Source organism: Phyllobacterium ifriqiyense, from assembly GCF_030817885.1.
GTDB classification, from domain to species: Bacteria; Pseudomonadota; Alphaproteobacteria; order Rhizobiales; family Rhizobiaceae; genus Phyllobacterium; species Phyllobacterium ifriqiyense.
This window is the reverse complement of the sequence record NZ_JAUSZT010000003.1, coordinates 2,324,854-2,345,093: the sequence shown is the minus strand read 5'-3', so window position 1 is coordinate 2,345,093 and position 20,240 is coordinate 2,324,854. Positions and strand designations below refer to the sequence as shown.

At 53.1% G+C, this 20,240-nt stretch carries 24 protein-coding genes and 1 tRNA gene; 5 read left to right on the top strand and 20 right to left on the bottom strand.

Translation table 11 applies throughout. The features are described 5' to 3' along the window. Positions 1–2 precede the first annotated feature (2 nt). The 3 genes from QFZ34_RS19050 to QFZ34_RS19040 form a co-directional block, all read right to left on the bottom strand. Positions 3–725: a pentapeptide repeat-containing protein gene (locus tag QFZ34_RS19050; protein WP_307284213.1), complete on the bottom strand. Its 723-nt coding sequence runs from the start codon at positions 723–725 to the stop codon at positions 3–5. Positions 726–880: 155 nt separating this feature from the next. After that, positions 881–957, bottom strand: a tRNA-Pro gene (locus QFZ34_RS19045). A gap of 179 nt (positions 958–1,136) precedes the next feature. Continuing rightward, the gene (locus tag QFZ34_RS19040) at positions 1,137–1,415 is read right to left on the bottom strand and encodes a DUF982 domain-containing protein (protein WP_115051712.1); all 279 of its coding nucleotides are present in this window, start codon (positions 1,413–1,415) and stop codon (positions 1,137–1,139) included. 368 nt (positions 1,416–1,783) lie between these two features. Here QFZ34_RS19040 and QFZ34_RS19035 point away from each other — a divergent pair, with 368 nt between their 5' ends. The 3 genes from QFZ34_RS19035 to QFZ34_RS19025 all read left to right on the top strand — a co-directional run bounded on the left by QFZ34_RS19035 (position 1,784) and on the right by QFZ34_RS19025 (position 3,240). Next, on the top strand, positions 1,784–2,488 hold the full coding sequence (locus QFZ34_RS19035) for a DUF899 family protein (RefSeq protein WP_307284208.1): 705 nt from the start codon (positions 1,784–1,786) through the stop codon (positions 2,486–2,488). A gap of 152 nt (positions 2,489–2,640) precedes the next feature. Beyond that, positions 2,641–2,892, top strand: a complete 252-nt coding sequence (locus QFZ34_RS19030; RefSeq protein ID WP_307284204.1) for a hypothetical protein — start codon at positions 2,641–2,643, stop codon at positions 2,890–2,892. An 18-nt stretch (positions 2,893–2,910) separates the two neighbouring features. Then, the gene (locus QFZ34_RS19025; RefSeq protein ID WP_307284201.1) at positions 2,911–3,240 is read left to right on the top strand and encodes a hypothetical protein; all 330 of its coding nucleotides are present in this window, start codon (positions 2,911–2,913) and stop codon (positions 3,238–3,240) included. Positions 3,241–3,266: 26 nt separating this feature from the next. Here QFZ34_RS19025 and QFZ34_RS19020 read toward each other — a convergent pair whose 3' ends face one another. From QFZ34_RS19020 to QFZ34_RS18995, 6 genes are all read right to left on the bottom strand, one after another. Further along, positions 3,267–3,824 (bottom strand): MerR family transcriptional regulator, encoded by a 558-nt coding sequence (locus QFZ34_RS19020; protein ID WP_115052180.1) that lies wholly within the window; start codon positions 3,822–3,824, stop codon positions 3,267–3,269. 262 nt (positions 3,825–4,086) lie between these two features. Continuing rightward, positions 4,087–4,407, bottom strand: coding sequence for an integration host factor subunit alpha (locus QFZ34_RS19015; protein ID WP_008128366.1), 321 nt, complete (start codon positions 4,405–4,407; stop codon positions 4,087–4,089). Between the two features lie 123 nt (positions 4,408–4,530). Then, positions 4,531–5,502 carry a beta-ketoacyl-ACP synthase III gene (locus QFZ34_RS19010; RefSeq protein ID WP_115051716.1) on the bottom strand — a complete coding sequence of 324 codons (972 nt, stop codon included), beginning with the start codon at positions 5,500–5,502 and terminating at the stop codon, positions 4,531–4,533. Further along, positions 5,499–6,587: a phosphate acyltransferase PlsX gene (gene plsX, locus QFZ34_RS19005; RefSeq protein ID WP_115051717.1), complete on the bottom strand. Its 1,089-nt coding sequence runs from the start codon at positions 6,585–6,587 to the stop codon at positions 5,499–5,501. Before plsX ends, QFZ34_RS19010 begins: the two co-directional genes overlap by 4 nt. 189 nt (positions 6,588–6,776) lie before the next feature. Further along, positions 6,777–7,343, bottom strand: coding sequence for a YceD family protein (locus QFZ34_RS19000; RefSeq protein ID WP_307284184.1), 567 nt, complete (start codon positions 7,341–7,343; stop codon positions 6,777–6,779). Positions 7,344–7,353: 10 nt separating this feature from the next. Next, positions 7,354–7,917: a ubiquinol-cytochrome C chaperone family protein gene (locus QFZ34_RS18995; protein WP_307284181.1), complete on the bottom strand. Its 564-nt coding sequence runs from the start codon at positions 7,915–7,917 to the stop codon at positions 7,354–7,356. 124 nt (positions 7,918–8,041) lie between these two features. Here QFZ34_RS18995 and QFZ34_RS18990 point away from each other — a divergent pair, with 124 nt between their 5' ends. Beyond that, a complete protein-coding gene (locus tag QFZ34_RS18990) occupies positions 8,042–8,548 on the top strand; it encodes an outer membrane protein assembly factor BamE (protein ID WP_370878817.1) in 507 nt (168 codons plus the stop codon). Between the two features lie 82 nt (positions 8,549–8,630). Here QFZ34_RS18990 and QFZ34_RS18985 read toward each other — a convergent pair whose 3' ends face one another. Continuing rightward, complete coding sequence (locus QFZ34_RS18985) at positions 8,631–10,787, bottom strand: sodium-translocating pyrophosphatase (protein ID WP_115051721.1); 2,157 nt, start codon at positions 10,785–10,787, stop codon at positions 8,631–8,633. Between the two features lie 286 nt (positions 10,788–11,073). On the opposite strand from QFZ34_RS18985, the gene QFZ34_RS18980 reads away from it, so the two are divergent. Further along, on the top strand, positions 11,074–11,352 hold the full coding sequence (locus QFZ34_RS18980) for a hypothetical protein (protein WP_307284176.1): 279 nt from the start codon (positions 11,074–11,076) through the stop codon (positions 11,350–11,352). Here QFZ34_RS18980 and nusB read toward each other — a convergent pair whose 3' ends face one another. The 10 genes from nusB to QFZ34_RS18930 form a co-directional block, all read right to left on the bottom strand. Then, on the bottom strand, positions 11,353–11,859 hold the full coding sequence (gene nusB / locus QFZ34_RS18975; protein WP_307284173.1) for a transcription antitermination factor NusB: 507 nt from the start codon (positions 11,857–11,859) through the stop codon (positions 11,353–11,355). A gap of 3 nt (positions 11,860–11,862) precedes the next feature. Then, positions 11,863–12,324 carry a 6,7-dimethyl-8-ribityllumazine synthase gene (gene ribH, locus QFZ34_RS18970; RefSeq protein WP_115051724.1) on the bottom strand — a complete coding sequence of 154 codons (462 nt, stop codon included), beginning with the start codon at positions 12,322–12,324 and terminating at the stop codon, positions 11,863–11,865. A gap of 145 nt (positions 12,325–12,469) precedes the next feature. Next, complete coding sequence (locus QFZ34_RS18965) at positions 12,470–13,084, bottom strand: riboflavin synthase (RefSeq protein WP_115051725.1); 615 nt, start codon at positions 13,082–13,084, stop codon at positions 12,470–12,472. A 10-nt stretch (positions 13,085–13,094) separates the two neighbouring features. Continuing rightward, a complete protein-coding gene (gene ribD, locus QFZ34_RS18960; protein WP_115051726.1) occupies positions 13,095–14,189 on the bottom strand; it encodes a bifunctional diaminohydroxyphosphoribosylaminopyrimidine deaminase/5-amino-6-(5-phosphoribosylamino)uracil reductase RibD in 1,095 nt (364 codons plus the stop codon). A gap of 5 nt (positions 14,190–14,194) precedes the next feature. Further along, positions 14,195–14,677: a transcriptional regulator NrdR gene (nrdR, locus tag QFZ34_RS18955; protein WP_115051727.1), complete on the bottom strand. Its 483-nt coding sequence runs from the start codon at positions 14,675–14,677 to the stop codon at positions 14,195–14,197. A gap of 121 nt (positions 14,678–14,798) precedes the next feature. Then, a complete protein-coding gene (gene glyA, locus QFZ34_RS18950; protein WP_307284166.1) occupies positions 14,799–16,118 on the bottom strand; it encodes a serine hydroxymethyltransferase in 1,320 nt (439 codons plus the stop codon). 144 nt (positions 16,119–16,262) lie between these two features. Then, positions 16,263–17,555 (bottom strand): L,D-transpeptidase family protein, encoded by a 1,293-nt coding sequence (locus QFZ34_RS18945; RefSeq protein WP_370878863.1) that lies wholly within the window; start codon positions 17,553–17,555, stop codon positions 16,263–16,265. Between the two features lie 372 nt (positions 17,556–17,927). Continuing rightward, positions 17,928–18,443, bottom strand: coding sequence for a transcriptional regulator LdtR (gene ldtR / locus QFZ34_RS18940; protein ID WP_115051729.1), 516 nt, complete (start codon positions 18,441–18,443; stop codon positions 17,928–17,930). A gap of 161 nt (positions 18,444–18,604) precedes the next feature. After that, positions 18,605–19,033 carry a DUF6163 family protein gene (locus tag QFZ34_RS18935; protein WP_115051730.1) on the bottom strand — a complete coding sequence of 143 codons (429 nt, stop codon included), beginning with the start codon at positions 19,031–19,033 and terminating at the stop codon, positions 18,605–18,607. Beyond that, positions 19,030–20,085, bottom strand: a complete 1,056-nt coding sequence (locus QFZ34_RS18930; RefSeq protein WP_115051731.1) for an enoyl-CoA hydratase/isomerase family protein — start codon at positions 20,083–20,085, stop codon at positions 19,030–19,032. The genes QFZ34_RS18935 and QFZ34_RS18930 overlap by 4 nt, the downstream gene beginning before the upstream one ends. Positions 20,086–20,240: the final 155 nt, after the last annotated feature.

The window sequence follows — 20,240 nt, the reverse complement described above, 5'->3', positions numbered from 1 at the left end:
GCCTAATCGGGTTGCTCGGGCGGACAAGGCCAATTGGCTGGTGCGGTCAGACCTTGTGGTAGCTTCGTCGCGCTATCGCCACATGCCAGATCAAGCTGTGCCTGCTGCAGACCCTTGGATGATGAAAGATCAAGTCCTTCTATTCGCGTGCGAAACATGAACGCCTTGTCAAAGTTCAGCGTTCCTTCGGTCGTCGCACCCGTCAGATCAGCGCGCGAGAGATTGGCCAGACTGAAATTGACGCCTGAAAGATTGGCCTTCTGGAAAATGGCACGCCCAAGCTCGGCTTTGGCCAAATTGGCCGATGACAAATCCGCCTGCGTGAAATTTGCGCGCTGCAACTCCGAACTGGCGAATGTGGCACTGGCGGCAGACAGTTTGGTGAAATTTGAGCGATAGGCTTCAATACGATTGAAGTTGGCTTTCGTGGCGGACGCCTCGGCGAGCGAAGCTCTTATCAGCGTGGCCTTTTCAAAATTGGCGCTGTTCACATTGGCGGTGCTCAAATCCGTGCCGGTGAAATCGGTTCCCGAAAGATTTGCACCTTCAAGGTTACTTCCAGGGATAATGATGCTGCGCTTGTTGCATTCGCTCCAGTCAAGCCCCGGCTCCGCCATGCTTCCGCATTGTGCAGCTGATGCGCTGCCCGCCACTGCCAAGCCAGCAATAACTGCAAGCAATGCCAATAAACGGCGCGCAATTTGAGGATTGGTGACAATACGCATTCATTCGCTCCCATGCCCCATTTACCAGTCATATTATTTAAGTAGCGCTGAGTGTCACAGAATAACAGTGCAAACGGCAAAAAAGGCCGGGCAAGCAATGCCGAACCTTATTCCGCTTTGAAACTATACTAGGCTTTTGTGATTCCTACAGAAAATGGTCGGAGTGGCCGGATTCGAACCGACGACCCCTTGACCCCCAGTCAAGTGCGCTACCGGGCTGCGCTACACTCCGACATTTTCTATAAGTGCGTGGTGCAACCAAGCTTTGCTCAGATGCAAGATACGCAATCACGGCGAAATCCCTAGATTACTGAGCTTTTTATAGCAATACCTAAAGCCAAAGAAATAAGACAAACTCCACACAATGCATGCCATCCAAGGAGCTTGGCGCGGATGCCAGGTAATTTCGCGTCAGTTCCGGCGCTGGTCGAGGATGGCAGGAGGTTCTTGGCCGACATAGATATTGGCTTCAATTGCGGCTTCAACGAATATCGTCCGCGCGGCACTCACCGAGACAATGCCGGATTGCGCTTCATAGCACGCCACGCGCGCTTCCAGATGCAAAGAAGATCTCTTTTTCGGCCAACCATTGAGCAAAAACGCAGCTGCCTCACTTATTGACGAAATAGTTTCGTTCCGACCGGTCTGATTATTTTCCAGGATGACAGGAAGAAATTCAAGGTTAACCATTGGGACCCCATTTAATCCCCTTCTTTTCAGTAAAGGGCTTCCATCCTTGGCAGATGGCCAAGACTGAACTGATTTTCTCATTGGTGAGTCGATATATCCGCCAATACGCGGGCCAGCGTGACGCGAGAGTGACGCGTAATTGTAATCAAGTTGCCGGCCCATTTTCGTCCAATGCCACAACCCGAAACGCTTATTTTGCGAGGATTTTTTCGCAGTAACCGGGTGGCTGCCTGACATTGTTCCTATCGAAACTTGCCAATAAGTTGATATCAACCTATTGTGGGCTGATGAATCGCATGACGGCCCAACCGGGTTTGAACTCACCTTTCCAGCAGACAGCAGTTTTGACGCATGTGAGGAGATGCCTAATGAACAGCAATGAAACGCTCGTACCCGCACAGGAATTGGCCCTGAAAAATGGTGCACGCTATCCCAATGAAAGCGAAGAATATCGAAAAGCCCGCAATGCCCTGCTTGCGGAGGAGATCGAACTTCGCAGGCATATTGAACGCGTAGCCCAACAACGCCGCGCCTTGCCACTGGGAGGAACAGTGACGGGGCCCTACAAATTTGAGGGAGAAAACGGACCTGCGGACTTTGCCGACCTGTTTGGCGACAAACAAACATTGATCATTTACAGCTATATGTTCGGTCCACAACGCCAAAGACCCTGCCCCATGTGCACATCACTTCTGTCATCCTGGGATGGCGAGGCAAAGGATGTCGGCCAACGCGCCGCACTTGCTGTCGTCGCGCGATCACCCATCGACCGGCTGATCGCTTTCAAGAAAGAGCGCGGCTGGCAGGGCCTCAATCTTTATACTGATCTGACAGGAGACTACAGCCGGGACTATGTCAGCGCGGATGACGAGGACGATACAGCCATCAACGTTTTTACCCGGCGGGACGGCACCATCCGGCATTTTTGGAGTGCCGAAATGGGCGGAGCAACAGCTGATCCGGGGCAAGATCCGCGAGGTGCACCCGATCCCATGCCGCTTTGGACCATTCTGGATATGACACCCGAAGGAAGGGGTAGCGACTGGTATCCCAAACTTGACTACAGAACCTAAGGCTCACAGGCCTTATCAACCGGTACAAACGGACCAGTAGCGCCATGGCGAAACATGGCCGCTAAAGCTATGCATTGATCCAGGTGATTAAAATCGGAACATTCGCCGAACCACACCGTTATAGCTCGTGTGTTAAACAGGAGCATTCAACTATGGCGATATTTTCCAAGAACGCAGACGATGTGCAGGGTGACGTAGAGGCGCAGATTGCTGCATTACGCAAGGAAATCTCCAAGATTTCTTCAAGTCTGTCGGATTTGGGCTCCGAGCGGTTTGACGAGGTTCGCCGCGTTGCGGTTAAACAAGCACGTTACGCGGCCGATACCGCAAAGCAAAACCCGGTTGCCACCCTCGCTATCGTAGCAGGGGCAGCATTGTTGATCGGTCTCTTCTCACGCCGTTAATTTGAAGGATCAGCATCCATGGACGATATAGCCGATGCAATTCAAAGTGAGGCCGACAAGGCTCGCCTGAAAAGCGAGATCGCCCAGTTGAAACGCGATCTTGCTGCAATAACGAAAACGCTGGCGGATAAGGGAGCCAGGGTTTTCGATGACCTTACCGAAGATGATGACGATGAAGACTATTCCTCGACTGCGCACACAATCCGGCGGCGAGGTATTCAAGCTGCCGGAGCAATCGGTCATCAGGCCAAACGGATCGGTGACATTCCGACCCAAAATTCAATTTCGACATTGGTAATGATCGCCGGTCTCGGCGTTATCATCGGAATGCTGGCAACCCGGCCCTAGTGCCGGGCTCATATGATAGGCAAACTTTAACGAACCTGATCGAGCAGGCGCTTGCATTCAAGAAGATCAAACAACGTTTCCTGCAACAGAGCGCGATTATCTTTCGACAAGCGCTTGCCATCGGCAGCTACAGGCCCTTCATCATCGCCCTTGATCAATCCGAACAGGCGGCGCCCATGTGGCGCCGCTTTTGGTGCGCCCATAACAGCGGCTTCTTCATCAGCATCTGCCCTGCTCTGTTCCGCCGCCAAGGCTTCTTCCTGGCGTGCATGAGCCTGTTTCTGCTGACTGATCGTCTCTGCCGCAGCAATATCACCACTGCCGAGAGCTATGATGAATTGCGTGCCATTCTCGCGCAGAAGACGCTGAACGCCCTTGATCGTATAACCCTGATCATAAAGAAGATGACGGATGCCCTTGAGCAGATCGACGTCGAGCGGACGGTAATAACGTCGTCCACCGCCCCGCTTCATTGGCTTGATATGCGTGAATCTGGTTTCCCAAAAGCGCAGGACGTGCTGTGGCAAATCCAGATCTTCGGCAACTTCGCTGATGGTTCTAAATGCGTCGGGACTCTTGTCCATGATTCCACCTTTGAGCCAAAGCGTTATTGCACCCTTTGCGCCGGATAGTCCAAGCCTTGCTTTCGCAAGGTCCCAATCCATCCTTATTTTCGCATCGGCTTACCCGAAAACCGGATTCCACTTTTTGGCCGATGCTACAGCGCATGGTGCGTTAAGGAGAATTCTGATTCGACGTGTATTTCAGCGGTTTATCAGCAATTTTTCAAGCTCAGTCCGAGATCGGCCCACAGCAATCTCGTCCAAGCATGCATGATAATACCGATCAGGCCGACTTTTTCTTCCGGGTTTGATGCGAACGCAAAATGCGCTGCTTCAACACATTGGACGCCTTGAATGTCATGACGCGACGCGGCAGGATCGGAACCTCCTCCCCTGTTTTCGGGTTGCGCCCGATCCGTTCATTCTTGTCCCGGACCTGAAATGTCGCAAAAGACGACAGTTTTACGGTCTCGCCGCGGACGATTGCATCACAAACCTCGTCAAGAATGGTTTCGACAAGTGACGCTGACTCGGTGCGTGAAAGCCCTACCTTGCGATAGACTGCTTCAGCCAGATCAGCGCGCGTAATGGTTTTACCCCCCATACGATCTCAAAGCTCTCGTTTTATTGCAAAACTATCGGTGACAGCGGAAGTTATAGGATGAAAACTGATCGGGCAAGCAGGATGGGGAACTTCGTTACCTAATCTGCCAACCCAACCGGATTACTACCAACGTAGCAGAACTGCACCCCACGTAAAGCCCCCACCCATGGCTTCAAGCAGCACAACATCACCCTCTTTGATTCGACCGTCCGAAACAGCCGTCTCAAGCGCTAAGGGTACTGAAGCAGCAGAAGTATTTCCGTGTTGGTCAACGGTTATGACGACCTTTTCGGAAGGCAAATCCAGCTTCTTTGCGGTGGCATCGATAATGCGCTTATTGGCCTGGTGTGGAACAAACCAATCGATATCCGCTGCTGTAATTCCTGCATCGGAAAGCGATGCTTCAATAACATCCGTGACCATGCCCACGGCATGTTTGAAAACCTCGCGGCCCTCCATGCGAAGGTGACCAACAGTCTGCGTCGAGGACGGTCCGCCATCGACATACAACTTTTGCTTGTGGGAGCCATCCGACCGGAGATTGGCTGTCAGTATGCCACGGTCAGAGGTCAAGCCGCGTCCTTCATTGGCCTCAAGAATCAGAGCACCAGCGCCATCTCCAAAGAGCACGCAGGTGGTGCGGTCATTCCAATCCAGGATGCGCGAAAATGTTTCAGCGCCTATCACCAGAACACGCTTGGCCATGCCACCGCGAATATAGAGATCGGCTGTTGTAACAGCATAGACAAAGCCGGAGCATACTGCCTGCATGTCAAAGGCAAACCCATGGGTCATACCAAGACGGGCCTGAATGTCGACAGCGGAGGCTGGAAACGTATTGTCCGGCGTGGATGTTGCCAGAATGATGAGATCAATATCGTCGGGCGTCATTCCCGCATTGTCGAGCGCAGCACGAGCCGCTGCTTCGCCCAGCGTTACAGTTGTCTCGCCCTCGCCTGCAATATATCGCTGACGGATGCCTGTACGCTGTACGATCCATTCATCAGTGGTTTCGACAACGCCTTCAAGATCGGCATTTTTTACCAGACGAGCCGGCTTTGCCGACCCTATCCCTTTGACAACGGAGCGGATCATTTAATTTCCTGTTGGTCTATTTCAACGTCCGCCTCGGCATCACCCTCACCTTTGAAGGCAACACCGACCGGGCTCTTGTGAAAGTGGCTCAGATCGGCAGCAATTTTATCCAGCAACCCATTCTTGGCCATGTCGTAACCTACGTCTATGGCAGCAGCAAAGCCGAGAGCATCCGTGCCGCCATGGCTCTTGATAACAATTCCGTTCAACCCGAGAAACACGCCGCCATTGGTCTTGCGCGGGTCGAGCTTCTCCCGCAGGCGGTCAAACGCGCCCTTGGCGAAAATATAACCGATCTTTGCCATCAGCGTGCGGCTCATGGCTTCGCGAAGATATTGGGCAAACTGTTTTGCCGTGCCTTCCGCAGCTTTCAACGCGATATTACCGGTGAAACCTTCAGTCACAACGACATCAACGGTGCCCTTGCCAATATCATCGCCTTCGACGAAGCCGTAATATTCCAGGCTTGGCAAGGGTATCTCACGCAGGATGCGTGCTGCATCCTTCACATCGTCCTGGCCTTTGATCTCCTCAACGCCAACATTCAAAAGACCAATCGTCGGGCGCTTGATCTCGAACAGCGCGCGCGCCATGGCAGATCCCATGACGGCATAATCAACAAGCTGCTGGGCATCAGCACCAATGGTTGCGCCAATGTCCAGAACAATGCTTTCGCCGCGAAGTGTTGGCCAAATGCCTGCAATCGCCGGCCTTTCAACACTTGCCATGGTACGCAGGCAAAATTTTGACATGGCCATCAGAGCACCGGTGTTGCCTGCTGAAACGCAAACATCCGACTCGCCCGTCTTGACCGCTTCAATCGAACGCCACATGGATGACTTCCAGCGGCCATTGCGTAAGGCCTGACTGGGTTTTTCATCCATCCGTACCGAGACATCGCAATGATGAAACGTGGACGCTTTGGACAAGGCTTGATGCTTTGCCAAGAGCGGCTGAACTTCTTCTTCGCGCCCGAAAATCACAAAGTGGATATCGGGGTGGCGCTCCAGCGCCGTCGCCATGCCGGGAACTACGATCTCAGGACCGAAATCGCCGCCCATGGCGTCAATAGAAATTCTAATCACTCTTGATTGTCCTGTCCTGTTCAGTTCTTAATGTTTTTTGAAAAGACTCGGCGAAAATAGCCATTTTGCTCGCAGACACAACCGGATTCTAATCGCAACCGGCTTGCTGGCGACAATAATCGTCAAGTTTCCCCTCACACCTTCATTGAATTTGCACGCGGGCGAACAAAATCGTCACGGATATGCCAATCAAGTTTTTTGTTTCCAGTCTTTCAAGCCAGCAAATGGATTGATGGGTTTTTCCTCGGTTCCTTCCGTGCCAAACGTTACCTCCACTGGCGGGGCGGCTTCCGCCTCGGGCTTACGGGGGTAAGGGTCGATTGCCAACTCGAAAAACTCCTCGGCGATAGCTCCAGCATCCAGACTATCGCCAGAAAATGTCTCCGGTATGTCCGGACCATCGGCGCTGATTATCAACTCACCATTCTCATCGAGCGGCAAGCGGGCCAGGCGCGAGTCCTGCGGAACGAAAAGGCTATCAATCTCCGCATCGATTTTTGCGTCGATAGGCTCAAGCGTAACCACGCAGGATTGAACAATATCGGCCTTAACCCTGCCGCGAATACGGATACCGTCCTTCTTCCAAGGAACGATCTGCAAATCTGCCTTGAAGGATTTTACATCCTCGAGTTCGTGAAAATCGCGCAATGCATCGCGCTCTTTCCTGTCCGCTTCGATTTTAATTGTCAGGCCCTTTTGCGGCAATCGCTTGACCTGAACCGGAAAACTCAAAGCCCCATCCATTTTTCTAGCCATTGAGGTCTCCTTAATCTCTCTGTCCGGGCAGCGTGGTCGCGGCATCGGGAAATATTACTTTTCCACTCGCCAAAACGTCGTCTGGCTGCGTTTCCAGCAGTAATACCACCTGTTCCACGTAATTTGCCAGCGCCACGCCGCCGCCAATCCAATCAGCACTATCTGGACGTATATTGCGCGCCAGCGCAGTTGCCAGCTCGGTCTGATCGTTGTTTTCGAGCGCCTTATCATAAGACTCGACACGGCCATAAAACATTCGCGCAAGTTTCTTCATGCGTTTTGGCACACCGGAATCGCCAATTCCGAGTTCTCTCAACGAATGATCAACATCGCGGAAGAACTCATCGGTGACTTCCTGCCCGATTGATTTCAACGCGTCATTCCTGCCCTTGATGCGCCGGATAAACAGGAAAATGTGCAGAGACAGCATTTCATAGCGGCCTAAGGGTGAATCGGGCACGCCAATGTCCGAATAAAAATAGGGCTGCCGCGCCGCCGCCACGATTGTTTCGTAGATGGCAATCGTTATCGCCTCATTTGCCTTGGCCTTGCGGCTGAATAAACTGAGAATCATTAATTGGGCTTTCGCTTGAACCGGGGACACAACACGAGTCGCGTGTTGCATCGGACTTCAAGGTGGTTTACCGAAGTTCTGCGGGCAGCGAAAGACTTGCGCCCACTTTGAAATGGAGATGTCGTTGCTGCAGCGGATTTTCAAGACCCATAGTTCACGCGGATATTTTCTCGCGGGAACTTTCGTTTTGGCTACAGGACTTGCCGGTTGCAATACCGCAAGCCTCAATCCTTCGGAAACATTGAGCCAAGGCTATGTCCTCGACGAGAAGACGCTTGAGTTCGTTCCTGTCGGATCAAGCCGCGAACAAGTCATTCTCTCGCTCGGCAGCCCGTCGACAACCGCGACCTTCGACAATGAAGTATTCTACTATATTTCACAGAAGCGGCACCGCAGCGTGGCTTTCATGCAGCCCAAGGTTACGGACCGGCGCATCCTTGCTGTCTACTTTGACAAGGATAGCAAGGTTTCCAGCATCGCCAATTACGGCCTGCAGGATGGCAAGGTTTTTGACTTCATCAGCAGAACCACACCGACAGGCGGTAAAGACCTGACCTTCCTCGGCCAGCTACTGCAAGGTGTAGGCAAGGCTCCGCCATCCCTTGGCGGTGGCGGACCAACCGGTCAATAGAATTTCAAGCAAACAAAAACCCGCGAAACAGCATGTTTCGCGGGTTTTTTATTATCAAGATTTGAAGCGTTTCAAATCAAAGCTAGCCGTGTGCGAGCACCGCAAGCAAAAGCAAAGCCACGATATTGGTGATCTTGATTGCCGGATTGACGGCTGGACCGGCAGTATCCTTATAGGGATCGCCGACCGTATCGCCCGTTACCGACGCCTTGTGGGCATCGGAACCCTTGAGATGGCGAACGCCATCCTTGTCAACGAAGCCATCTTCAAAGGACTTTTTCGCATTGTCCCAAGCGCCACCACCGGAAGTCATCGAGATGGCCACGAAGATGCCATTGATGATCACACCCAGAAGAGAAGCGCCGAGCGCAGCAAAAGCTGAAGCCTTCGAACCGGAAATGAGCAGCACGCCGAAATAAACGACGAGCGGCGCAAGAACCGGCAGGAGTGACGGGATCACCATTTCCTTGATGGCAGCACGCGTGAGGATATCCACCGCGCGGGCGTAATCCGGCCGCTCAGTGCCTGCCATGATGCCGGGCTTTTCGCGGAACTGGCGACGAACCTCTTCGACAACAGAACCCGCTGCACGCCCAACAGCGGTCATCGCAATACCACCGAAGAGGTAGGGGATAAGACCACCGAAGATCAGGCCGGCCACCACATAGGGATTGGACAGCTCGAACGATACTGCGCCGATTCCCTTGAAGTAAGAGAAAGCAGTTGATCCAGCCTTATCGGCCTCAGCAATGAAGAACTTCAAATCATTGGAGTAGGCAGCGAAGAGGACAAGCGCACCCAGACCTGCCGAGCCAATGGCATAGCCCTTGGTGACAGCCTTCGTTGTATTGCCGACCGCATCCAGCGCGTCAGTGGATTTGCGAACCTCCGGATCAAGACCGGCCATTTCGGCGATACCACCGGCATTGTCGGTAACAGGACCAAATGCATCCAGCGCAACGATCATGCCAGCGATGCCGAGCATGGCAGTGACCGCAATACCCGTCCCAAACAAACCGGCCAGCTGGTAGGTCCAGATGATACCGCCAACAATAACCAATGCCGGCAGAGCAGTCGATTCAAGCGATACGGCAAGACCCTGGATCACATTCGTTCCGTGACCCGTGACCGAAGCCTGAGCGATTGAATTGACGGGGCGTTTGTTGGTCCCGGTGTAATATTCGGTAATCACGACGATCAGCGCCGTGACGACCAGACCAAGAATGCCGCAATAGAACAGATTGAGCCCTGTAATGCTCTGGCCATCTACCGTACCAACCTCACCCCAACCGATAGTTGCCCACGTCGCCAATGCAAGACCGACAATCGACAGAAGACCTGTCACGATCAGCCCCTTATACAAGGCGCCCATGATGGAATTATTGGCTCCAAGCTTGACGAAGAAAGTACCCGCAATTGAAGTGAGGATACAGGCTCCACAGATCGCCAGCGGGTAGAGCATGACACTGCTCAATACTGGCGTTGCTGCAAAGAAGATCGCACCGAGAACCATTGTCGCAACAATCGTTACCGCATAGGTTTCAAACAGGTCAGCGGCCATACCAGCGCAATCGCCGACATTATCGCCAACATTATCGGCGATGGTTGCCGGGTTGCGTGGATCGTCTTCCGGAATACCGGCTTCAACCTTGCCAACAAGATCGCCGCCGACATCCGCACCCTTGGTGAAAATACCGCCGCCGAGACGCGCAAAGATAGAGATGAGCGAAGCCCCGAAGCCCAGCGATACCAGTGCATCGATGACTGTGCGGTCTGCCGGGGAATAGCCGAGAAGGCCTGTCAGCACCCAGTAATAGACTGCAACGCCAAGCAGAGCGAGGCCCGCAACCAGCATGCCGGTGATAGCACCGGATTTGAACGCGATCTCAAGCCCTGCTGCCAGGCTGCGCGAAGCGGCCTGTGCCGTTCGCACATTCGCGCGAACCGAGACGTGCATGCCTATGAAACCTGCCAGACCCGAGAGCACCGCTCCAATGAGGAAGCCGATAGCGGCTGTACCTGTAAGCAGGAACCAGACCGCTATGAATACGACCACGCCGACAATGGCGATCGTGGTATATTGACGTGTGAGATATGCCTGTGCGCCTTCTCGAATTGCACCGGCGATTTCTTGCATGCGCGCATTGCCCTGGTCCGCAGCAAGCACCGATTTGGTAGCTAGAACCGCATAGACGATGGACAGCAGACCGCAGGCAATGACCAAAAACAGTATTGTCATGCCACTCCCTCAGATTTGACCGGAAAACCCCTCCCCGGGTCAGGTTCAGTACGGCACACGCAGCTGCCAGGCCGGCAGAAACGCGACCGCATGTGTAAGGAGTAACGAAGCAAATGCGAAAACGTCAAGGTCTTTCGTATCCGGATCAAAACGATAGACCAAAGTAGGGATTGCTGGCAGGGAAATGGCGCGGCAATCTATGTGGGGAAATGGCTAGGAAGGGTATCCATTAGCGTGATCTACAATGAACGGATCAAACTATTTGCTACATTCCTGAATAGTGTGGGTGGCGATATTGGCTGTAGGAGGATTGGCACCCCTGATAACCAGCCTCAACGGGCAAACCGGCCCGACATTATTTATTTCTTTTATGAGCGCCGTTAGTTTTCTGACTGCTATTGCCTTACATAGCAAGCCGCTTCCTGAAGAGGATGAAACAGTGACAACCTTACAAATGATCTCATTTATGATTATGCCTGCGGCTGGCCTGTTGCTCGCAGGTGCTGTCTTTTTATATGACTGGAGATATCCGGCAAAGCATCAGCATCGCCGCGATATGAAGTAGTCAGCGTTTCGGGCTTTTGACGCCCTTGCTCTCGCCTCGAAGCTCAAAAGCAAGACGATCCAGAACGGCATTGACCAGCTTCGGCTCATCTTCCGAATAGAATGCCTTGGCGATGTCAACATATTCCGAAACGATAACGGCAGTTGGCACATCGGCCTTGCCGCGAAGTTCCCAAATTCCGGCACGCAAAATAGCGCGCAATGTGGAATCAAGCCGCGATAGCGGCCAGTCTTCGGTCAATGCCTGCCTGATCATGGGATCTAGTATCGTTTGATCGGCCACAACGCCGGATACAATACCTCTGAACCATTGCGGGTCAGCATCCAGATATTGCTTTCCGTCTACTTCCTTGCCAAGCCGATGCGCCTCATATTCAGCAACAACTTCCAGCACGCCGGTTCCGGCTACATCCATCTGATAAAGCGCCTGTACAGCTGCAAGCCGCGCAACGCCACGCTTGTTTGCGGTCTTTACCGCCGGGGTCTGTCCATCGTTAGAGTTGACCATGGTTCAGGCTCCGAGCTTATCCTTGAGGGCAATCATTGTCAGCGCTGCGCGGGCGGCAAAGCCACCCTTATCCTTGTCTTCGCGGCGCGCGCGAACCCAAGCCTGTTCCTCGTTTTCAACAGTCAGGATTCCATTGCCAATGGCGATGCTTTCAGCCACAGCCAGATCCATCAGAGCCCGGCATGATTCATTGGCGACGATATCAAAATGGTAAGTCTCGCCGCGGATAACGGTGCCAAGCGCTACGAAGCCATCATATTTCTTGCCGCCATCTTCGGCACCATCAAGGGCAAAAGAAATGACGGCGGGCACTTCAAGCGCGCCTGGAACAGTCACAACATCATAGGTCGCATTGGCTTCATCCAGCGCAAGCTTGGCGCCGTTCAGCAATGCATCGGACAGTTCTTCATAGAAACGTGCTTCCACAATCAGTAGATGTGGCGCACGCGCCTTGTTTTTGGACATGCTCGCTCCAGGAATTTTGATCGGCTAAGGCCGATTGTGTCGTCCCAGATCGCTATACGCCCTTACGGGCGCAAAGTGGCGATCTGGCTTTTGTTTGTCGCATCGGATGATCCGAAAACCGGATTCCACTTTTCGGTTCGATGCTTTAGGCTGATTTAGGATATTCTGCAAGTCGGGCAGCATATCGAGCCATCTGATCAATCTCGATATTAATTCTGTCTCCGACCTTACGGTCGCCCCAGGTGGTAACTTCCAGTGAGTGACGGATGAGGAGAACGTCAAACTCATTGCCATTCACCGCGTTGACTGTCAGCGACGTGCCGTCGAGCGCCACGGAACCTTTTGGTGCAATGAAGCGTGCAAGGTGTTCCGGGACACGCAAGGTAAAGCGAACGGCGTCGCCCTCCTCTTCACGCTTGATCAGGTCAGCCATGGCATCTACATGGCCTGAAACGAGATGACCACCCATTTCATCGCCAAGCTTTAGCGAGCGCTCCAGATTGATACGCGTGCCAGTCTTCCAATCGGCAATGCTGGTCAGGCGTAGCGCTTCTTCCCACGCTTCAACCTCAAACCAGCGGGCATTGGAGCCTTTTTCCGGCAATGTTGTTACGGTCAGGCAAACACCCGAACAGGAAATGGATGCGCCGATCTCGATCGTCTCGGGATCGTAATTGGTTTCAATACGCAGCAATACACCTTCATTAAGTGGCTTGATCTGTCCGACCTTGCCAATATCGGTAACAATTCCCGTGAACATTCGCGGCTCCTTAAAGCGGTCTTACATACTCGCTGTAGCGGTCGTCGCCGAAGCGGGATTCGTACAACAGCTTGAATTCATGAGCCATATGGGAGCGCAGGTCGGGGGCTGCAACCCCACCCTCACCAAGCTCCACGGGACCTTCAAACAGCACGATGCGGTCAACCAGTTTTTCTTCGAGGAACGAGGCAGCCACCACTGCCCCGCCCTCGACGATCAATGTCGAAATGCCTTGCGCGGCAAGATCATCCATCAATTCCGGGAGAGCTGTTGTTCCGCAATCGGTTTCAGTTGCTAGAATTTTGCATCCTGCTGCAATGAGCGCTTGCCGTTTGGCAGGGTCCGCATCTGCTCTGGCGGCAATCCACACCGGTACAGTTGCAGCTGTTTTAACCAACTCGCTGTCCATCGGAATCCGCAGATGGCTGTCGAGGACAATCCTGATCGGCGAGCGATGTTCCAGCCCAGCCAAGCGGCAGGTCAATTGCGGGTTATCCGCGAGCACAGTTCCGATGCCAACCAGGATGGCGTCAGTCTCGGCACGCATGACATGCGCCTGTGCTCTGGAAATGGGACCACTTATCGCTATTTGACCCTCACCTTTCCTCCCGATGAATCCATCGGTAGAAAGCCCAAGTTTTAGAGTGGCTTCCGGGCGTTTCCTGGAAGATCGAATCAAGTATCCGGCCAGTTCATCAGCTGCTTCTTCGGCGAGCACACCCGTTACTACCTCAATGCCCGCATCCCGCAAAATAGCGTAGCCTTTGCCGGCCACCCGATCGTCAGGATCATTCGCGGCCGATACAACGCGGGTTATGCCCGCAGTGACCAGCGCATTCGCACAGGGCGGCGTTTTCCCGTGATGAGCGCAAGGTTCAAGCGTAACGTAAGCTGTTGCGCCGCGTGAATGTTCGCCTGCTTCAAGCAAGGCCTGCGTTTCCGCATGGGGACGTCCGCCAATTGCCGTGACACCGCGCCCGACAATGACATTGTCCTTGACGATAAGCGTGGCGACAGAAGGATTGGTGCCGGTCAGTCCATGATGGCGGCGCGAAAAACGAATAGCCGCAGCCATATAGCGGCGATCAAGTGCAGTTGCTGCCATGGGGATCAATCGTCCTCAATCGGGCCAGTTGCGATATCGCTCGCGGTAATTTCATCGATGACGTCATGGAAGTCCTTGGCTTCGCTGAAATTGCGATAAACCGAGGCAAAGCGGATATAGGCAATGTCATCAATGCCTTTGAGCGCGTCCATGACAAGACGGCCAATCTCGTCGGAGCTTACTTCCGGTTCACCCGAGCTTTCCAACTGGCGTACAATGCCCGAGACAGCCCGCTCAACCCGTTCCTGATCCACCTCACGCTTGCGCAAGGCGACTTCGACGGAACGCATAAGCTTATCCCGGTCGAATGGAACGCGGCGGCCGCTTTTCTTGATGACGGAAAGATCGCGCAACTGCACGCGTTCGAAGGTCGTGAACCTTCCACCACACACCGTGCAAATACGTCGCCTGCGAATGACAGCCCCATCCTCCGCAGGACGGGAATCTTTCACTTGAGTATCTTCAGACTGGCAATATGGACAACGCATCGAGGAACTTTCCGAAGATGATTCTGAGATCACCGCGAAGATAGTGTTTTTCGAAGCGAGATTAAAGCGCCTCGGCGAAACGCACTGTCAATGAAGTGCGTATCGCCAAGGCAAAACAGGCTTATTGGCCCAGATAGGAGTACATAGGGAAGCGGTCAGTCAGGGTAATAACCTTCTGCTGAACTGCCTTTTCCACAGCTGCATTGCCCTCATCGGAATTGGCGACCTTCAAGCCATCAAGCACTTCCGAGATGAGATTACCGATTTCGGTGAACTCTGCTGCGCCAAATCCGCGCGTAGTGCCTGCTGGCGTTCCAAGACGGACACCAGACGTGACGAATGGCTTTTCCGGATCGAAGGGAATGCCGTTCTTGTTGCAGGTGATGTTTGCGCGGCCAAGTGCCTGTTCCGCCCGCTTGCCGGTTGCATTCTTTGGACGCAGATCGACGAGCATAAGATGGTTGTCTGTACCGCCGGAAACGATGTCGAGGCCGTTCTTTTTCAATGTCGCGGCCAAGGTCTTGGCATTGTCAGCAACGTTTTGGGCATAGACCTTGAATTCAGGCTTGAGCGCCTCGCCGAAGGCAACTGCCTTTGCAGCGATGACGTGCATCAAGGGGCCACCCTGCAAACCGGGGAATACGGCTGAATTCATCTTCTTCGCAATATCCTCGTCATTGGTGAGGATCATGCCGCCGCGAGGGCCGCGCAGTGATTTATGCGTGGTGGTGGTAACAACATGGGCATGCGGTATCGGCGAAGGGTGAACACCGGCAGCGACCAGACCGGCAATATGAGCCATATCAACCATCAGATAGGCGCCGACGCTATCGGCAATCTTGCGGAACCGCTCCCAATCCCAAATGCGGGAATAGGCAGTACCACCAGCGAGGATCAGCTTCGGCTTGGTTTCCTGTGCCTGCTTTTCAATGGCATCCATATCCAGCAAATGATCGTCCTGACGAACGCCATAGGAAACGACCTTGAACCATTTTCCGGACATGTTGACCGGAGAACCGTGGGTTAAGTGACCGCCGGAATTCAGATCGAGGCCCATAAATGTGTCGCCGGGCTGCAACAGGGCCAGAAACACGGCCTGGTTCATCTGGCTGCCGGAATTAGGCTGCACATTGGCAAAATTGCATCCAAACAGTTTCTTGGCGCGTTCGATAGCAAGTTCTTCAGCAATATCAACGAACTGGCAGCCGCCATAATAGCGCTTGCCCGGGTAGCCTTCGGCATATTTGTTGGTCATGATCGAACCCTGCGCTTCAAGAACAGCGCGCGACACGATATTTTCCGATGCAATCAATTCGATTTCATGGCGCTGACGGCCCAGCTCTTTGCGGATCGAGCTGAAAATTTCCGGATCGATATCTTCGAGCGATGCGTTGAAAAATGTATCTGCATTCGACATGGTGCCTGAACCCTCATTTGCCATTTGGATATTCGTGGGTAGTTGCCGCGCATTATCATACTTAAATGGCAGAGGCCAATGGCCGATGGACGAAAACCAATGGTTTGAAACCGCCATCATAAAAAAGACCGCTACTAGCGGTCTTTTTCAATTCTCAGTCAGACAGAATTAGGTATTGGTGCCGATCGACAGGGCTTTCTGACCATCCATCTCGTAAATATCGTCACGCAGGTGAACAACGCCGTCACCCGTGGACCATGCCGACACATAGACGAAATGCACGGGAACAGGGTTAGTCACGGCAATCGGTGTGTTGACGCGGGAGGCAATTGTCGCCTCCATTGTCTGGCGATCCCAGCCCGGGGTGTCACGCAGCAGCCAGACATTGAGATCGCGTACGTTCTGAATGCGGACACAACCTGACGAGTCGAAACGCATCAGCTTGTTAAACAGGCCCTGCGAGGGCGTGTCATGCATATAGACCGCATAGGGATTTGCGAAGTTGATCTTGGTCGAGGACATGGCGTTAATCTTGCCTGGATCCTGACGGAACATCAGCTTGACAGCATCGTCGGTTGACCAGTCAACGCTCTCCGGCGAAACTTCCTCGCGGGTGCGTTCGTCAAACAGGCGAATTTTGTTCTTCTCCAGATAGGTTGGGTCCTTACGCATCAGCGGAATGATATCCTTCTGGATAATCGACTTCGGCGCTGTCCAATATGGATTAAGGATGACCTCGTGAATCCTGGAGTCGAGGATGGGTGTCTGGCGATCAATCTTGCCGACAATGGCCGTGTGACGCTGGGCAACCCTGCCCGCTTCAACTGCTTCAATCTGCGCGGCAGGAATATTGACCATGACATAACGGGCGCCTTGATCCTCAGAAGCAAGCTTACGGACGCGCTCCAGATTTGTCTGCAACTGGCCGAGACGAACGTCAGCCGTAACGTTCATTGCTGCCAATGAATATTGGCCCATGACGCCGTCGGCGGGCAGACCATGGCGCGACTGGAAGCGCTTGACCGCCGCATCGACATACGTATCAAAAGAATTGGAAACGCCGGCGCTCTGCGAAAGATCACCCGCGATGATCAGGCGCTTGCGCATGACCGAAACGGCGGGATCGACCACGCCGAGCTGCATTTTCACATTGCCGGGGACGGTCGGCCAACCACCATTGCCGACAATCTGGCTATAGGTGTTGATAGCATTCTCGATGAAGGACACTGTTTCAGGACTGGCGATAGGCTGGAAGCTTGCGACCTTGCCACGGCTTGTCGAGCGCGCATCAAACTGATCATCCCAGTTGCCGCGTTTTGGAGCGGAGAGAATGTCACCAATATCGGATTGTTGCGCAAAGGCAGACGAAGCAACGGCCGCCATGCCTGCTGTTGCGACACCGGTCAAAAATGCGCGGCGGTCCAGCGCTGACGATCCAAATTTTTTCATGTTCTTGTCCAACCTGTTGGAAGCTTCGCAGTCAAGCTGCTCACAGCAATGCGCGCGAGCAGATATGGTTTCCAAAAATATCAGGAACATCGTTAACAAACATCAACATTCCGCGAAGTATAGCGCGATTGTGATGATTACGCGATATGCGCCCATTGAGGCGATAATGATGCTGCACTGACTTGAGTATAGGATCGTGCAGTTGCATTCCATTATGGCGGATTAATGACTTGGGCTAGAGCAGTCACCGAGATGCAGAACCTGTCTTAACTCGGCCCAAAGTCGAATTGCCCCGGTGTGGACTTCAAGTATTGTGAACCAATAGACAAAGCCCGCCTTTGCTGCGCGCAAAGCCGGGCTTTTGTTATTGCAGCTACCCCAAAATTACATGCGGTAGGCGATGCTGTCGTTCCAGAAGCGGTCAAGACGCTGAAGTGCCTTGTTCATGGACTGGAATTCTTCAGCCTTTATGCCTCCAACATGCTCGATCGATGCAACGTGGCGTTCATAGAGGCCCGCAACCAGTTCGGCCACTTCAGAACCCTTCTCCGTGAGGCTGACGCGAACCGAACGACGGTCTGTGCGTGAGCGTTCGTGGGAGATAAAGCCGAGTTCGACCAGTTTCTTGAGATTGTAGGAAACGTTCGATCCCAGATAATAGCCGCGACTGCGAAGTTCTCCGGCTGTCAGTTCCGCATTGCCGATGTTGAAAAGCAGCAATGCCTGAATGGCGTTGATGTCACTGCGGCCATTACGATCGAATTCATCCTTGACTACATCAAGCAACCGGCGATGTAACCGCTCGACCAACTGAAGTGCTTCAAGATATAATGTACGCAATGCTGTGTCATTTACTGTAGAATGCGAGCTTGCGCCAGACTTTCTCTGTATGCTGTTCATAATACCTGCCTCACTGTTGTTTCGGTGTATTTTTCTCACCGTTGAGCAGACACTATCGAATACGCATAAAATTCGACTTAAAACATAGACTTAACAGTATCTTACCATCACAGAATCAATTTCTACCTTAATGAAGACTTACCGCCAGCATATTTTGAGAATTAGCGGATTGGCATGGCCTGCTGACGTTTCTGCAAAAACAGCACTATCCGGAAGACGATGTAAAGCAGTGCAACGCAGCCATGAATAATAGCAATTTGGGGCCTGTAAAAGAAGAACTCCGAGAATACTGTAAACATCAGCGTTTCGCCGAGTGCGGCGACAAACCAGATAACCGGCCCCCAGGACACCATCATCCAAAGGCCGGTTGAAGCAACGGGATAAAGCATTGCCAGCGAAACGGAGGCGACCTTCCATTGCCATGGCATGAGGTCGAAGCGCCAGAGCAGCCCTTCATAATACCCACTGATCTGCGCCCAGTAGCCTACCCCGGCGACAAGTGAGTAGATGGCTACAAGCCGCAGCAACCAGACAAAGCCTGTTTGGGCCATAGTCGGGTCGAAAGGCAAATGGGTGGGCTTGTCATTCATGTCAGTTGTAATTCCCGCTCGCCCAATGATGCAAAATAGGCATCGACCATTTCAGGCGTTATATCTTCGATTTTTGCGGGACTCCACACGGGCGAATTATCCTTGTCCACAAGAAGTGCCCTTACACCTTCATAAAAGTCGTGATTTTCAAGCATACGGCAAAGAATGCGGTATTCCATCTGCATGCACTGGTCCATATCGAGTTCGCGTCCCTCTTCTATCTGACGGAAACTGACATGCAGACTTGTGGGCGAGCGAGTCTTGATCAGATCAAGAAGTTTTTGCGCTTCTTCGCTGCCATTCACCCCTGCGGCAGCAAGACGGATGAGACAACCACTTAATGTTGGCGAGTCAAAGAGAACGCTTATCATGTCGCGCATTGCTTCGGGTGTTTCAAAGTCAGGATTGATCGTCTTGCCCTTTAACGCCTTTTCGGGATCACCCGACCGGATCAGGCTGCGTTTGAGTTTTTCCTTGTCTTCCGCCTTGATCGCATGGGTGGCAATACCGCTTTGCAGGCAGTCGCCCTGCTTGATTCTATTGCCGGTCAAAGCGAGATAAGTGCCGAAATGCTCCGGCAGATGCGGCAGGAAAGCACTGCCGCCGACATCCGGGAAAAAGCCGATGCCAACTTCGGGCATGGCAAAAGTGACGTTTTCCGTGACGACCCTATGCGAGCCATGCACCGAAATGCCAACACCGCCGCCCATGACAATGCCATCAATCAGCGAGATATAAGGCTTGGGATAATGTCTTATATAGGCGTTGAGTCGATACTCGTCGGCAAAGAAATCATAGAGCGGGGCACCGGAACGGCCAGCATGATAAACGGCGAGAATATCGCCGCCAGCGCAAAAGGCCCGTCCCTCGCCTTCAACGATAATGCAATGGACCGCCTCGTCGGTAGACCAGGCAATCAGCGCACGATGCAATGCACTGACCATAATTCGCGTCAGCGCGTTAAGCGCTTTTGGCCGCGTCAGGCGAACCAGACCAGCTTTGCCGCGCCGCTCAAATGCGATTTCACCCATCCCGCCAAAATCGATTTCCATGCATTTCTCCGTTATTTGCAAGCGAAGGTAGGAAACTCCGGCGGGGCGCGTCAATGGATGACGTGGTTCAGGACAAAGGTAGAGCTGGCAGTTTGGGCATTTGGTCCAAGAACGAGCCGCAATTTTGGGGTTATGCTATTGTGGCGATCCTGTTA